This is a genomic window from Brevibacillus sp. HB2.2, assembly GCF_013284275.1.
Lineage (GTDB): Bacteria > Bacillota > Bacilli > Brevibacillales > Brevibacillaceae > Brevibacillus > Brevibacillus brevis_D.
In genome coordinates this window covers 30,741-46,667 of record NZ_JABSUV010000014.1, presented here as the reverse complement: position 1 = coordinate 46,667, position 15,927 = coordinate 30,741, and the positions used below count along the sequence as shown (strand labels likewise).

12 protein-coding genes are annotated in these 15,927 nt (G+C 48.1%); 8 read left to right on the top strand and 4 right to left on the bottom strand.

Annotation, left to right across the window (positions count from 1 at the left end; genetic code table 11):
• The first annotated feature begins 86 nt into the window (after window positions 1-86).
• The 3 genes from HP401_RS12365 (at window position 87) to HP401_RS12355 (ending at window position 6,130) form a co-directional block, all read left to right on the top strand.
• Window positions 87-1,271, top strand: a complete 1,185-nt coding sequence (locus tag HP401_RS12365; protein ID WP_173605211.1) for an MFS transporter — start codon at window positions 87-89, stop codon at window positions 1,269-1,271.
• Window positions 1,272-1,350: 79 nt separating this feature from the next.
• Window positions 1,351-3,753 (top strand): AAA family ATPase, encoded by a 2,403-nt coding sequence (locus tag HP401_RS12360; protein WP_173605210.1) that lies wholly within the window; start codon window positions 1,351-1,353, stop codon window positions 3,751-3,753.
• 94 nt (window positions 3,754-3,847) lie between these two features.
• Window positions 3,848-6,130, top strand: a complete 2,283-nt coding sequence (locus tag HP401_RS12355; protein WP_173605209.1) for a S8 family serine peptidase — start codon at window positions 3,848-3,850, stop codon at window positions 6,128-6,130.
• A gap of 49 nt (window positions 6,131-6,179) precedes the next feature.
• Here HP401_RS12355 and HP401_RS12350 read toward each other — a convergent pair whose 3' ends face one another.
• Window positions 6,180-7,814, bottom strand: coding sequence for a PucR family transcriptional regulator (locus tag HP401_RS12350; RefSeq protein ID WP_173605208.1), 1,635 nt, complete (start codon window positions 7,812-7,814; stop codon window positions 6,180-6,182).
• 131 nt (window positions 7,815-7,945) lie between these two features.
• Between HP401_RS12350 and HP401_RS12345 the strand changes: the two genes are divergently transcribed.
• A complete protein-coding gene (locus HP401_RS12345; protein WP_173605207.1) occupies window positions 7,946-9,454 on the top strand; it encodes a CoA-acylating methylmalonate-semialdehyde dehydrogenase in 1,509 nt (502 codons plus the stop codon).
• Between the two features lie 30 nt (window positions 9,455-9,484).
• Window positions 9,485-10,849 (top strand): aspartate aminotransferase family protein, encoded by a 1,365-nt coding sequence (locus HP401_RS12340; protein WP_064199184.1) that lies wholly within the window; start codon window positions 9,485-9,487, stop codon window positions 10,847-10,849.
• 83 nt (window positions 10,850-10,932) lie between these two features.
• Here HP401_RS12340 and HP401_RS12335 read toward each other — a convergent pair whose 3' ends face one another.
• Complete coding sequence (locus HP401_RS12335; protein ID WP_173605206.1) at window positions 10,933-11,256, bottom strand: MazG nucleotide pyrophosphohydrolase domain-containing protein; 324 nt, start codon at window positions 11,254-11,256, stop codon at window positions 10,933-10,935.
• Window positions 11,257-11,351: 95 nt separating this feature from the next.
• Here HP401_RS12335 and HP401_RS12330 point away from each other — a divergent pair, with 95 nt between their 5' ends.
• The 3 genes from HP401_RS12330 (at window position 11,352) to HP401_RS12320 (ending at window position 14,844) form a co-directional block, all read left to right on the top strand.
• Window positions 11,352-11,933: an LOG family protein gene (locus HP401_RS12330; protein ID WP_173605205.1), complete on the top strand. Its 582-nt coding sequence runs from the start codon at window positions 11,352-11,354 to the stop codon at window positions 11,931-11,933.
• A 165-nt stretch (window positions 11,934-12,098) separates the two neighbouring features.
• Entirely contained in the window at window positions 12,099-13,400 is a 1,302-nt protein-coding gene (locus tag HP401_RS12325) for a hypothetical protein (protein WP_173605204.1), read from the top strand.
• A 184-nt stretch (window positions 13,401-13,584) separates the two neighbouring features.
• The gene (locus HP401_RS12320) at window positions 13,585-14,844 is read left to right on the top strand and encodes a hypothetical protein (RefSeq protein WP_173605203.1); all 1,260 of its coding nucleotides are present in this window, start codon (window positions 13,585-13,587) and stop codon (window positions 14,842-14,844) included.
• A 10-nt stretch (window positions 14,845-14,854) separates the two neighbouring features.
• On the opposite strand, the gene HP401_RS12315 is transcribed toward HP401_RS12320, so the two are convergent.
• Window positions 14,855-15,283 carry a hypothetical protein gene (locus HP401_RS12315; RefSeq protein WP_173605202.1) on the bottom strand — a complete coding sequence of 143 codons (429 nt, stop codon included), beginning with the start codon at window positions 15,281-15,283 and terminating at the stop codon, window positions 14,855-14,857.
• 9 nt (window positions 15,284-15,292) lie between these two features.
• Window positions 15,293-15,775 carry a hypothetical protein gene (locus HP401_RS12310; protein ID WP_309145124.1) on the bottom strand — a complete coding sequence of 161 codons (483 nt, stop codon included), beginning with the start codon at window positions 15,773-15,775 and terminating at the stop codon, window positions 15,293-15,295.
• Window positions 15,776-15,927 lie beyond the last annotated feature (152 nt).

Here is a 15,927-nt window from a genome sequence, read left to right as displayed (position 1 = left end):
GAGAAACATACAACAGGTGTTCATTATTTTTTTTACGAAAATTGTTTCCAAGGACACAATGTTAAAGAGATAAGAGGAGAGTAACTATGAATCCAAAAAAAGTACTGTACCTACTGGGGATAACACTTATGTTAGGTATGTTCGCGCAAAATTTGTTCATGCCTATTTTACCAGCCATGCAAAAAGAGTTTCAGACGAGTGCAGCCATGATTAACTGGACCGTTTCAATCTTTACCGTCATGCTTGCGATTATGCAAATCATCTACGGACCATTTATCGATCAGTTCGGCCGAAAACGTGTCATGATACCTGCCCTGATCCTATTTACAATCGCGTCAATCGGATGCTATCTGGTCGATTCTATTTATGGGCTACTATTTTTCCGTGCTTTACAAGGGGCGGGGTTTGCTGCCATTCCGATCGTAGCCGCAACGATTATTGGAGACATATTTACAGGAGTCCAGCGTGCATCTGCAATGGGTACTTATCAGATGCTGCTTGCGCTCAGTCCGGCACTTGGACCACTGTTAGGAGGCTGGATTGGCGGTATCGGCGGACATTCTGCGGTCTTTTTGTTTTTGGCGATTTGTGCAGTCTTTCTCGTTGGCATCAATGCGATATGGTTACCCGAAACGAAAAAGGCTCAAGCTACATCATCAGGCGGCTTTACACAAGGGTCTTTCCGAAATATTTTGCTCCACCCAGTCGGAGCATCTGTCATTTTGATCGGTTTTAGCCAAATGTACGCCTATTATTGCTTCCTGCTTTTTCTCCCTGTCCAATTGACGAACCATTACGCAGTCTCCGTTGAAATAATCGGATTGGTTTTCTTGCTCGTGTCAGTCGTCTTTATTATCAGTAGCAAGCTGTCTGCTGTCTTGCAAAATCGATGGGGAGCACGTAAAACATTACTGGTGACGACCGGTTCAAATGCTTTCGCGATGTTTCTTTTTATGACTGCGGCGGATGTTTCTTTTCTCCTGCTTGTACTAACAAGTACGCTGTTTGCCTTAACCTTAGGTGTAGGTATGCCTGCACATACAATTTTGCTATCCGAAGAATTTGAAGCAGAGCGTGCAACGTCCATTGGTGTGTACAATTTCATCCGCTATACAGGGATGGCTGCAGGTCCGGTTGTAGGTGCGATGCTGTTAGAATGGGGAGGGGTCTGGCTTGATTTTGGGCTGGCTGGTATCCTCATTGCTTTGGCGACCTTATTCGCACGGCAAAAGGTGAAAAGAACCACAGTGAACATGCAAGCGAAGCTCTAATGTTCGGACAGACTTTTCATGTTCGGCTAAATATGCTACAACAGGGATGAAACAATGGAGCGGGAGGAGCAATCAAAAGATGCAGCATCAAGAAGAACGGGACCCGAGGGTACTGATTGCAGGTATTAGCGAAAATCCGTCTAGCATCCAGTCATTAACCGAAGGCGAGTGCCTTACATTCCTGCAAATGCTCGAACAGCAACGCATGGAACATCCAGACGAAGAGCTTGATTTGGCTGAGGCGATGGTGTTGACGCAGATGTCTGCTTTGCGAATGCACAAAACAGGAGGCCATACACTTGCAGCTGAATGGGTCGACCGTGCGCTTCAACTAGTCCCTGATTATCGCTACGCGAGAGAGGTTAAGCTCGAGTTGTATTTTTCTCAGTTGCGATCACATGCCTTTCTCACTGAATTCAAATCTGTGCGTGAAACGGATAATGTCGTCATGCGCAGGAGAACAGTTGAAGTGCTGGGGGAGCAAGCAACCAATGAGCTGGCGGAAATCACGAAGTGGCGCGCTCTTGCGGAGGAGACGCTACTGGTAGCGCAAAAGTGGAACGATTCGGAGGCGGAAGCTACGGCTGCTGGCCTCGTGCTGTTATACACAGAACGACAAAATTTATTAGTACAATTGCAAGAACGTGTGCAAGCGTATGGAGCGTCTTTATCCGGGGTCTTTTACTCGAGTGAAATGCTTGTCCAATTGCAAGAAACGATTCGCGCTTTAACGAACCAGCAAGACCAGAAAGAAAACCTTCTGCCGCAAAGGAACGAAAGGATAGAAGATCGCGAAAAAGCGCCTCAGCAAGATTTGAGTGCGTTAGAGCAATTGGAGCAGTTGATCGGCTTGGACGAGATCAAACAGCGGGTTCGGCAGTTGGCGCAATTTCTGCAATATCGCCAGCTGCGTGAAGAAAAGGGCTGGCATATGAAAGACCAGCTCCCCCTACATCTCGTACTGATGGGGAACCCAGGCACGGGGAAGACGACTTTGGCTCGCTTGATCGCCAAGCTGTATCAAGAGCTCGGGTTGTTGGCAAAAGGGCAGCTCATCGAGGTGGATCGTTCTCAGTTGGTCGGCGCTTACGTGGGACAGACAGAGCAGCGCGTCATGGATGCGATCAAGCAGGCAGACGGCGGCGTCCTGTTTATCGATGAGGCATACAGCTTGAAGCGCCCAGATAGCTCTGGCAGTGATTACGGGCAAGTGGCCATTGACACGCTTGTATCCGCTATGACAAGTGGCGAGTATGCGGGACGCTTCGTCGTAATGCTGGCGGGCTATCCGGAAGAAATGCGTCATTTTTTGTACGCCAACCCAGGGTTGAATAGCCGTTTTCCAGAGACGGGCCACTTTTTGCTGCCGGACTATCAGGCGGACGAACTGGTGAAAATCGCAGAAGAAGTAGCCGGACGGAACGATTTTACTCTGACAGAAGCGGCAAAAATTACGCTGCGCCAGCGCATTGAAAAAGCGCAAGTAGACGAGACGTTTGGCAATGCACGGGCAGTCACTAATATCGTACTCGATGCGATCTTTGCCAAAGGGCGCGAGACAGACGGTAAGGAACTGAAATGGGATGACTTTACGATTCTGAAACCCGAGGATGTACGTGGCTTCGATCCGCCGCAAACAGAAAGAAATGCGGAAGCTCGACTGCAAGCGTTGATTGGTCTTGCTCAAGTGAAGACGGAGCTGAAAAAAATCGCTGCGTATGTGTCCGTCCAGCAAGAACGCGAAGCTAGAGGCTTGCCGAAAAGTCCGATTGAACTGCATGCCGTCTTTACTGGAAATCCAGGAACAGGGAAGACGACAGTGGCACAGCTGTATGCGCAGATTTTGCAAGAAATCGGCTATTTGAAACGCGGTCATCTTGTTACAGCGAGTAGAGCCGACTTGGTAGCGGGGTATGTCGGACAGACCGCAGCGCTTACACGACGAAAAGTTCGCGAAGCGTTGGGTGGCGTCTTGTTTATCGATGAAGCGTATTCGCTGCTAGGCGGAGGAGAGCGGGATTTTGGGCAGGAAGCGGTTGATACGCTCGTAGAGGAGATGACCAAACACGAAGAGAATCTGGTCGTGGTCCTCGCAGGCTACCCTCTCGAAATGAATTCTTTAATGATGAGCAACCCTGGACTTTTGTCGCGTTTTAAAAAATACATTGCGTTCCCAGACTACACCGTGAAGGAACTCGTGCACATTCTTGAACAGGCTGCATGTGAGGTGGGGTATGCGATTGAGAAGACCGTGCTGGAAAAGATCTCACAGTCTTTGGATCAAGCAGTCAGTGATCATCGATTGAATGGAAACGGTCGTTTTAGCCATAACCTGTTGCAAGAGGCGATCCAAAACCAGGCTGTGCGACTGATGGATATTCCGAAGCAGGAATGGAATCAGGAAATGCTGATGCAGTTGGCATGGGCCGATTTTCAACCGCTATTACAGTGGACAGTAGAAGAAAATGGGGCAAAAAATTAGTTTTTGTCCCATGTCTATGCCTTCTTACTCTTTTGACAATTCACCCTTTCTCATATAATGGATAGAAATGGTTTTCTTATGCCATGGGGGAAGGGTGTTTGGTTTGCGAAAAAAATGGCAGGCAGCTTTATGCACGACACTTGTTCTGACACTTTCACTGGAGGGCATTCCGGCGGATGCCAAGCAAGAGGGAGAGCGTCGGGGCAACATCCAGATCGAAGCGGATAAGGGTCTTGCATTGGACAAGCTTTCGTCGAAGAAGAGAGAGTCTGAGCTCGTCGTTATTCAGTTATCTGGTCCTGTTCGTGAGGAGTGGAAAGAAGAACTGGAAAATCTCGGCGTCACGCTTGGTGATTACATACCGGATTATGCATTCATCGCAAAAATGGAAAATGAACAGGTAAGAAAGGAAGTCGAGGAGCTGTCCTTTGTCGAAGAGGTTATGGCTTATACACCGAAGTCAAAGGTATCGTCCGAGCTTCGCTTTGAAGGAGGCAACAGAGAGCGGGTCGAGGTTGCCGTCATCGGTTTCAACCAACGGGTGGACATGTATCGAACGATGACGAAAATGACGGAGGATCAAGATATACGAGATATTCAAACACCAGAGGATGCTCCGCATATATCAATCGCTAAGATGGATCAGCAAACGATTGAACAAGTGATCGAATCAGATGATGTCGTTGCGGTTGTCCCCGTGCCAGAAAACAAGCTACACAATGATGTGGCGGCTACCATCATTCATTCGGACAAGCTGGCCTCGACAGGGTACACAGGCAAGGGACAAATTGTCGGAGTCGCCGATACCGGACTTGATACAGGGAAGCTCCAAACGATGCATCCAGATTTTAAAGGCCAAATTGAGAAGCTCATTTCACTTGGTCGACCGAATGATGCGAGTGATGTCCATGGTCATGGTACGCATGTAGCCGGCTCCATTGTAGGCACAGGAGCAGCATCAAATGGACAGTATAAAGGAACGGCACCGGGTGCCAAGCTCGTATTTCATTCCATAGAGAATGCGAAAGGAAAGCTCGAAACGGATGTCGAGACCATTTTGCAGGAAGCATACGAAGAGGGAGCCCGCATTCACTCCAATTCATGGGGGGCGAATGATAAGGGAGAGTACAGCCTGTCATCACTACTGTTTGATCGCTTTTTATGGGAGCATCCAGATATGACGGTGCTTGTTGCGGCTGGAAACGAAGGCGAGAAGGGCTATAAAACGATTGGGAGCCCAGCCACGGCTAAAAACGTGATCGCCGTTGGCGCTACGGAAAATGTTCGTCCCAACTTGGGGAAGAACTCCGATAAAGCGGACGACGTGTGGGTATCGAGTAGTCGTGGGTTAACAGGCGACGGGCGTTTGAAGCCGGATATTGTCGCGCCCGGTACAGCGATCTTGTCCACGCGCTCTTCATTGGCACCGAGCAAAAATTTCTACAAGCGCTTTAACGAACAGTACGCGTATATGAACGGCACGAGCATGGCTACGCCAATTTTAGCGGGCGGTGTGGCACAAATCCGGGAATTTTTGCAGGAAGAAGGGGAAAAAAACCCGAGTGGTGCATTAGTAAAAGCCATGCTGTTGACGAGTGCAGACAACTTGGATGAAGATATGCGAGAGCAAGGCTTCGGACGAGCCAATCTGGCAAATGCGATTGAAACGAACTACAAGGACGAGAAGGACGGCATTCGCACACGTGAAAAAGTTACGTATAAGGTCAAGGTCTCGGATGATTCCAAGCCGTTGGCAATTACGCTTGCGTGGACGGATTATCCCGCCGCCATTGTCGCAAAGCGTGCACTTGTCAACGATTTGAATCTGAAAGTGACGACACCGAGTGGAGAAAAACTGAATGGCAACGACTTTTTTGAGGCACCGTACAACGACGAAGAGGACAACCTCAACAACGTCGAGCAAGTATGGATTACCGAGCCGGAACAGGGAACCTACACCGTGACGGTCGAAGGTTATAACATCCCGAAAGGACCTCAGCCGTATGCGCTAGCGACAACGGGAAAATGGCAAAAGGCCGATGACGAGGAAGAGGAAGAGGAAAAGGAAAAGCCACCGGTTGAACAGAAGCCTTTCCGAACAGGAAAGCTGACGAAGAAGCAGAAATACATGGATTATTCCATTCGTGTCAATAAGCCTGGGGATTTGGAATTGTCTGTAGACTGGAAAGAGGATGCAGACGTTGATTTGTACGTGTATAACAGTCGTTCAAAAGAGCTTGCTTCTGCCACAACGTCCAACAGTCCTGAGCAACTAACGGTGAATATCGAACAAACTGGTCTGTACAAAATCCGGGTTGTGCTAACGGAAGGAAAAGAAGCGAATTATCGCATGTATATGAATAAGCCAGAAAAATAAATCAAAGACACAACCTTTCTCTCCAAACAGATGAAAGGTTGTGTCTTTTTTAATGCTCCTCTTCTTTGCTTAACCACTCCCGTGCACGCATGGCGATTTCCAGGCAAATTCTGTTTTGCGTTACCGTGTAATCCTCACCGAGAATTTCTGCGATTTTTTCCAAGCGATGATAGAGCGTTTGACGATGAATGAACAGTTTTTCCGCCGCCTCCTGCTTGGAGAGGTTACTATCCAAATAGACACGTAGCGTATGAACGAGCGAGGAGCCATGTGCTTGGTCGTGGGCTAACAGTGGGCCGAGGTAATCGCTGATGAAGGTCTTTAGCACAGGCTCACTAGGTACGTGGAACAGGAGCCGGAACAATCCGAGATCAGCGAAAAACGGACTGGAAGATTCCTGACAAAAAGCCAGTGCCTGTTCCGCCTCCGTGAGGTGCCGCCCAGCGTCTGACAACCGTTTTCCGGCTCGACTGACGCCCATTCGTATGGGAACATCCGCGCCTAGCATTTGCGTCATGATCCTTTTGACCTCGCGAAAGGCTTTTTCTATGGTGCGACGGGAATCTGCAAGCGGTCGTTGTTCGATCAGCAAAAAGTAAAACCGATGGCCCATGCAGCGTATGAAAGGACGAAAGTGATGACGAGTCAATAGTGAACGGAAGATAGCCGTCAGATCGTGCGGTGGAAGGGAATCCTCGGCCAGGTTCTTCGGCTTCTCAAACGATAAAATAATCATGTGATAGCCAGTTGCTTTACTGCTGCCTGTGATACCGAGCAAGGAACGCATTTGTTCCTCTGGTATGGAGCGATTGGCAATCAAATCATCAAACAGACGGTTTTCCGTAGCAAGGGCCTGTTCCTCCACAAACATTTTCCGCATTAATATTTGGGCCATCGCGCTGACCGTATTGTCTAAGGTCAAGAGCAAATACTCATCCGGACTGCGTTCATACAAAACAATGCCGACATAAGCGAGCACGTGCCCCATTGCCATCACGGGTTGATAGGCAAGCTGTCTGGTCGTCGATAGAGAAAGGAAGCGGACACCAGCTTCACTACTATCCAGTTCGGAAAAATGGGATTGCATTAAATCGCTCATTTCCACTGCAACATCATGCGGAACCACCGGGGCAAATTGTGTCGAGCCATCTGGGGCGTAATAGAAGACCTGCGTCTGAACCGCCACCTGAAAATGCTGCAATAGCTTGAGTATGCCCGCTGCCTGCAGACTGAGCTGTTGCAAACTGCGAGAGTAGGCTTCGAGATTGCGGAGTGCTTGCATCTGCGCATGGATCAAATGCTCGTGCAAATCTTGCGTGATGTCCACAAAGCGGACAGGCTGATGAAAGACGAGCAACGGAAACTGGTGGTGGTTCGCCAGCTCGAGCATATCTTCAGGGATGGAGGGGATGTAACGTCCCAGCTCGATGCATAGCCCGACTGCTTTTCGCCGAATCAGCTCTGTTAAATAGGCAAGTCGCTTTTCCTTTTCTTCGCCAAATCCGAGTCCGGTTGATAGGATCAGCTCACCGCCATTTAAAAACTGTCCCGTATCGGCAGTCTCCAAGACGTGAACCCAGCGAACAGGACGGGACAGACCACGATGCCCCGCTACCACTTGGGCATGTTGAAACAAAGGACGCTTGATGATTTCTGCAATGGTCAGACGCAAATCGTTGCTCATCAGGATCACCTCTTCATTTGCACTCTGTATGATTAACCCTACGGAATGCGTTACGTTTTGTCTAGTGCTGACAGGCGTTATTTTTGGATAAAATGAAATTGTCAATCAATTGATCGTGAGGAGTTGAAGGGATGAACACAGCTATCGTTGGAAATCCGTTGAAAAACTACATCGGGGGCCAGTGGGTAGATTCACTGACGACACGTTTTGAGGATGTACCGAATCCGGCAACAGGAGAATTGTTGTCACGCGTACCACTGTCGACGAGAGAAGATGTGGACAAGGCTGTTGCTGCTGCAAAGGAAGCATTTGTGAGCTGGAGTGCTACCCCTGTCGTGGATCGCGCGCGCATTATGTTTCGTTTTCATAGTCTTCTCGTCAAGCACGAGGATGAACTGGCCCGGATGATCACCATGGAGAACGGCAAAAATCTCCCTGAGGCACAGGCAGAGCTATTGCGTGGGCTGGAAATGGTAGAGTTCGCTTGTGGGATGCCGACACTGATGATGGGAGAAACATTGCCTAATATCGCAAACAGCATTGACAGTCAGGTGATCCGCTTTCCATTGGGGGTAGTCGGCGGGATTACACCGTTTAACTTCCCTGTGATGGTCCCGATGTGGATGTACCCCATTGCGATTACCGCAGGAAATACGTTTATCCTGAAGCCGTCGGAGCGAACGCCGCTGTCTTCGATTCGAATTGCCGAACTGCTAAAGGAAGCAGGGCTGCCAGACGGTGTATTCAATGTGGTAAACGGAGCGCATGATGTCGTCAATGGTCTGTTGGAGCATCCGGACGTAAAAGCGATCTCCTTTGTCGGCTCGCAGCCGGTTGCAGAATACGTGTACAAGACAGCAGCGGCGAACGGGAAGCGTGTGCAAGCACTGGCTGGAGCGAAAAATCATCATTTGGTCATGCCTGATACGGATTTGAAGCGCGCGGCAAAAACAATTACGAGCTCAGCATTCGGCTGTGCAGGAGAGCGGTGTATGGCAGCCAGCGCTGTAGTAGCTGTTGAAGAAATTGCCGATGAGCTGATCGCACATCTGATCGAGGAAGCGAATGCTCTCGCGATGGGGAATGGTTTGGAGGAGGGCATCGACCTCGGTCCTGTCATCCGTGATTCGCACTTGTCTAAAGTACATGACTATATCGAAAAAGGTGTCGCGTCTGGTGCCGCTCTGGTTCGTGATGGTCGTGAGGAAGCGCAAAAGTTGCCGGATGGCTACTTCCTCGGGCCAACGATTTTTGACAAGGCAGATGCCGAAATGGTCATTGTCCGCGACGAGATTTTCGCGCCTGTCTTGAGTGTCATGCGTGTAAAGGACTTTGAAGAGGGCTTGGAGACGATCAGTCGCTCCCGTTTTGGCAATGGGGCGACCATCTATACGAACAACGGAAAATGGGGGAGAGAATTCGTTCAACAAGTGGAAGCCGGGATGGTCGGTGTCAATGTAGGGGTGCCTGCTCCGATGGGCTTCTTTGCTTTCTCGGGCTGGAAACAGTCCTTTTACGGTGATTTGCATGCAAATGGAAAAGATGGGGTTCTCTTTTTCACGAAGAAAAAAACGGTCACATCCAGATGGTTCGAAGATGGTGATACCAGCATAGGCTCGCAAAAAGTTTTTGTAAAATAACCGCTTACGAAAAAGAAGGAGGATTGTGCGATGGAGCAAGGACAGGTAACGAAAGATTTTGATAAAGAGAGCTTGCTGGATGCCGACCGTTCGCATATGTGGCACCATATGTCCCCCTACAACCCCAATCCGATGATCGTAACGGAAGCGAGCGGATCGTGGATCACCGATATCGACGGGAATCGGTACCTGGATGGGATGTCTGGCTTGTGGTGCGTCAACGTTGGCTATGGTCGACAGGAGCTCGCAGACGCTGCTTACGAGCAGTTGAAGCAATTGGCCTATTTTCCACTCACACAAAGCCACGTTCCTGCTATTCGTCTATCCGAGAAGATCAGCGAATGGCTTGGGGAGGAGTATCGCGTATTTTTTTCCAACAGCGGCTCGGAAGCGAACGAAGTCGCATTCAAGATTGCCCGTCAATATCATCACCAGAACGGCGAGCCTGGCCGCTACAAATTCATTTCGCGACATCGCGCTTACCACGGGAATACGATGGGCGCTCTCGCTGCAACTGGTCAATCCATACGCAAGGAAAAATACGAGCCATTAGCGCCTGGCTTCCTGCATGTACCGCCGCCTTACTGTTATCGCTGTCCGGCTGGAAAATCGTACGGCAAATGCAATCTGGAGTGCGCCCAATATTACGATCAAGTGATTAATTGGGAAGGCGAGAAGACAGTGGCTGCCGTCATCATGGAGCCGACCATTACCGGGGGAGGCGTCCTCGTTCCTTCGCCGGAATACATGCCAAAAGTTCGGGAAATCTGCGATAAGTACGGTGTGTTGATGATCGTGGATGAGGTCATCTGCGGATTTGGTCGCTCCGGTCAAAAATTCGGGCACCAAAATTTCGGAATCAAGCCAGATATCGTGACCATGGCCAAAGGTATTACGAGCGCCTACTTGCCACTTTCCGCAACGGCTGTGCGCGCAGAAATCGCAGACAAATTCAATGAGCAGGGGAATAATCTGCATTTCCGCCATGTCAATACATTCGGCGGCAATCCGGCAGCATGTGCACTTGCCCTGAAAAATCTCGAAATTCTAGAAGAGGAAAAACTGGTGGAGAGAGCCGAGGAACTCGGTGCAGAATTGCGTGCCAAGCTGGCTTTTCTCGCAGATCATCCATACGTTGGAGACATTCGCAGCTTCGGCTTCCTGATGGGGATCGAGATGGTAGAGGATCGTAATACGAAGGAGCCTGCGGCACCAGCGAAATTGACACAGGTGATTGCCGAGTGCAAGAAGCGGGGGTTAATCATCGGGCGCAATGGCGACACCATCCCGAGCTTCAATAATGTGCTGACACTCTCGCCACCGTTTACCACGACGAGCGATGATATCGATTTTATTGCGCAAGTGATGAAGGAAGCCTTTGATACATTGGAATAAGAATAGCTTGGACGAAAAGACGAATAGATGAAAGCAGCGGCAGACTAGGAAATGCGAAAATTCTAGTCTACCGCTGTATTTATTCAACGATGCAGCTGATAGCGCTTTTGCAGCTTCGCTCGATGTGCTTCCAAAATTTCCTCAAAAGGAACCTCGTATTGGTTTGCCAGCAAGATTAAATTCCCAAGTACATCGCCTAGCTCTTCCACCAGCTCCTGTCGTGCTTCCGCTGCGGGCTTTTCCCCTTCATCAGGACGATCTCGACCGATTTCAATGGCGCGTACAGCTCTTGCCAGCTCGCCAGCCTCTTCCATCAGAAAACCTACACGAATAAACGGACCGTACCCAGTCCAACCTCGTTCTTGATAAAAATCTCCAACCCATTTTTGGAACTCAGTTATATTCATATATATCTGTCCCTTCCTGATTTTAGTATAATTATATTACACGCAAAGAAATTTAGGAAAAGCCATTCTACTTCAACAAGTTTTGGGAGGATGACATGAAACGTATTTGTGTTTATGCAGGTTCCAATCCTGGTGTAAATCCACTTTTTGAGCGTTACGCCCAGGAGTTGGGAAAAGAATTGGTCGCTCGTGGTCTTGAATTGGTCTATGGTGGCTCTAGCATGGGACTGATGGGGCGCGTTGCAAATGCAGTACTGGAAGGCAATGGAAAAGCGATCGGCGTCATGCCTACAGGACTGTTCCGCGGAGAAATCGTACATAAAGGGCTGACAGAATTGCATGAAGTCCTAACGATGCACGAGCGCAAAGCGAAAATGATCGATCTGTCTGATGGCTTCATTGCTTTGCCAGGCGGATTGGGTACCTTTGAAGAGATTTTTGAAGTGGTGAGCTGGGGGCAAATTGGTATTCACCAAAAGCCAATCGGACTGTTGAACGTGGATGGTTACTATACGCCGTTGATGCAAATGGTAGAGCATGCGACTGAAGCCGGATTTATTCCTGCTATGCAGGGCGAATTGATCCTGTGTGAGAGTGAGCCCGCTACCTTGCTAGATCGGATGAGAGAGTACACACCGCCAGTGAAAGTGAACAAGTGGTCGGAGTTGGATAAATAAGAACGTAAAAAATAACCCGAAGCCCTCCGTATGTGGGAGGATTTCGGGTTATTCTAGTTATTGACAGGATGAATGCAGGAGTGTTATTGTAGTTGATTATATCCCTAGTAAACGTATAGGAATAATATTAATATGATTCGTCTTCATACGTCAGGAGGATTCTTCATGAACAGATCAGCGAAATGGCTACAACTCTCCACTTCGGCAGCCGTGCTCTCAGCGGCGCTCGTTTTTCCAACGGCAGTCGGTGCAGCAACCAAAACAACGGTTGAAGCACATGCAGAGTGGAACAGCTTTTTACAGCAGCAATACGGTGTGACTTTTGACAAGACAGTGACTCGCGAGCAATTTGAGAAAGCGTTGCTCAAGATCGTATCTGCTACTACAAGTATATCGGAAAAAGACTTGTCAGCCAAAACTTTCTTGCCTGCATCTAAAGATTCCTCCAAGCTGCTTGTATGGGAAGCGGTCAGTGCTGCTGCAAAAGCGGCAGAGTTAAAAGAGCTCGGGTATACATATAGCGAGGAAAAAGTAGCGACTGCCTTGAAAAAAGCAGGGATTTCGTATAAAAAAGGCGGCACACTTACCTTGCAGGCTGCACAAGAGCTGGCAGTGGCCGTTGACACGGGGCTTGTGTCCGCCAATGCCTTGAAGTCAGCTTCGGTAGAAGGGGCAGTATCCGCAGAGCTTGCGAGTCAATTGCTAGCAAAAGTAGCAGAATTCCATGGCTCAGCCAAAAACTATTTGGGAACAATCGCCGATGAAGAGATTTTTGGCAAGCTGGCACAAGCATGGAATGAATCGCAAATCATCAAAGCTGGTGAATTGCAGGAGCTCGTAGACAAAGGCTTGAAGCAAAACCTGATTACTGGCTACAACCTGAAGGATGCTGCATTCGATCCTCATTTTGATCCACAGCGCACGATTACGTACGGGCATAGTGATATTGCTCACGCTATTCAATTAATCGGCCTGCTAAAAAGTGAAGGCGTCAATGCCAAGGTTCAATTTGAGCCAAAAACATCTGCCTTCATTTATCTGAAAGAATGGGGAGAACCCGTTCAAACAGCCGATTATCAGGTAGTTCAGATTGAAAACGGCAACTACATTGCGTATGCCAAGGAGTACGATCTCAGCCTGGAATTCGACAGCGTAGAGGCGAAGAAGAAGTTCCAGCCACTTGTTTTGAAATATGCCAAACGGGATCAAGAGGACATGACCGGATTGCTTAAGGCATCTTGGTGGCAGCCGCTTTATCATTCTCGTACGGAGCTGGCAGATTATGCTGTCATTACGAACAACGTGTTAAAAGACGGCCGTTATGTTGTGCAGTCTTTCTCCCTGAATGAAGAATCACCAAAAGTCGTGGAAGGCTTCCAGAAGCTGAATGCCAAAGTAAAAGTAGAGACATACAAGTTTTGGGTAGATCAACCGTTCTTCAATTATCTCAACGGTGAATCAAAGTAAATCAAGTGCATTGAAAAGCGTCCTTCCCTTCAAAAAATTGGGGAAAGGACGCTTTATTCTGTTACATTGATATTGGATAAAAAACTTTTTAGCGGATTTTGTCTATTTCTGGTATAATTTAGGGATAATCGTTGTTTTATGACGATGATTGTATAGTCATGCTGATAGTTTGGGAGGGAATGAAGTGGAAAAGAAAGCGATAAGGCTACTGTTGTCCTGCTGTTTGTTCGCTTCGACAGCATTTGCAGCAAACGCATCAACGACAATGCCAACCTCAACGCAAAGCGGTACTGGAACATCCGTGCAGGCACCAGCAGATTTGTCAAAAGGGCTGCTCGTGAATACCTTCACTTCCCATCAGTGGAAACAAGATTCGCTCACGAAGCTTCTGGGGAAATCCGTAAAAGAATTTGATGATTATGTGTATTATCCACAAGGAATCAGCATGAAGTGGGACGAAAACAAGCAAGCGTTTGCCGTTCTCGTTGAACCTTCCTATAAAGGCGAAGTTCTAAAAGGGATTACGACCTCTAAAAGAAAAGACGAGATCATCCGAATCTTGGGTAAACCACATTTCTCTGATGAAAAGCTTGCGTTGATTGGCTATGCGGAACAGGGCTATCACTTGTTCTTCACGTTCACGCAGGATAAACTAAAAGCCATTTCTATTTATCGTCGCGATCAGATCGCCGATACAAAAGCACTTGTTGATATGGCTAAAAACTTGCAAGACTATGGTGAAAAATTAGGGGCACCCGCAGAATTTGCTGATTTTTCTATCTTTGGCGCTTGGGGTAAGCCGGATTTTTCGTATCACCTTAGAGGAATCGGTACATACGCCTGGGAGTATCCTTCCAGAGGCATCGCCTACGATGGTATGCCAGATGATGCAACGCTAACCATCTACAGTAATTTTCCCAGCAAAGACAAGCTCGCAGATTTGAAAAACGTAAAGAACATCGTCTTTTCGAAAGAAGATTCCCTGTTCTTGATCGAAAAACTGAGAATCGAATCGGAAAAAGAAACAATCGAATTGGCAAAAAAAGCCGGAGTTCCTTCACCAGACAAGAAAAAAATTGCCGTGATCGATTCAGACAATTTGTACAATAATGCGAATCTACGTTTCTACCAGCCAGATTACACACCGCTAGCTCAACTGTTTCCAGGTTATTTTATCGATGAAGTAACATGGCTGGACAACAATTGGATCTTGTATCAGACCATGATGGGTGTGGGAGTTTATCATGTCGCGACCCATGAAAAGATAGAAATTGTAGGGATGGAGAAAAAGGCAAACGAGCCGTTTGATATGTTGGATGTCCTTTCAGTCAAGCCGGATCTGACGAAAAAAGCAATTGTGTTTGAAGTCAGCATGAAAGAGAAGAAACAGACTTACATGGTGCGCTATCAAATCACGGGTAACAAAATTACGTTCTCCTGGTAAAGAGGAGGAACTAGTGCTCTTTTTTGGCGCTGATGGGCGAGGTGGCTGCTTCTTTCTCGGCCAGATACGAGCGCATGCCTCGAACAAACAACTCACGAAGGACCTCCTGCTGCGTTTTGCTGCTGACAAGTGAGCGAATGAGCTCTAGCTCAGCTACCAATTCTGAATCAAGGTGAAGGTTGACAGTCTTCCCTTTGGTCCGTGGGTGCAGCTCGTAGTAATCCGTTGATTTTTTTACGATTCCTTCGATGACAGCAGCTTCGTCCAACCATTCATGGTCGGGGATATACAAGCAAGGTGCTTCTAAAATAATATGGGTCAGTTCTTCGCTAAAGCGTATGGCGAGGGTCTGGCCCTTTTTTTTATGCACATCGCGGATTTGTCGTGATCTCTCTTGATTGGCAACTGTATTTTCCAGCGTGAGTACGGCCAGTTCCATAGTGCCTCCTTACGGGATGAGCAGTTCTTCTTCTGGTACCGACAACAATACTTCTCCCGTTTTTTCCAATTGGACTTGGTAGGTGAAGTGCTGATCGCTTCGCTCGATGGATGTGATGATTCCCCAGCAGCAATCCCTCTTTCTTGTGAGTTGGACACGATCCAAAACCTCGTAGCTCGGGCGAAGATACCCTTTTTTATATAGATAAGTGAGTACGGATTCTCGAGGAAAAAGAAATCGTTTGTTTCCTTGTTTACTGACCAACAAGGGGAAGGACTCCCGTTCGTCTATACAATCCCCTAAATAGCCTTGATCTGCCCAGCGTTTGACGGTAGCCATACTACCAGCACGACCGGCTTTTGACTCCAGGATGTCGAGTATTTCGCGCGAAGAAAGAAACGCTTTGCGCTTTTCGAGTTGCGTTAGGTAGTTTTTGCGCTCGGCTTCCAATTGGCTGAGAAGCGTATGTGCTTCCGCGATTTTTTGTTTCACTATCCTGATCTCCAGATCGTAATCCTTCATACGGGATGGCCCTTTCTACCTTGTTTGTTTTTATCCTATTCGAACATGAAATCATTCATGTCAATTCAAGCAGATTGATTTCGCTTCCTCACTAGGCAAATACGAAATGTAACAATCATAAA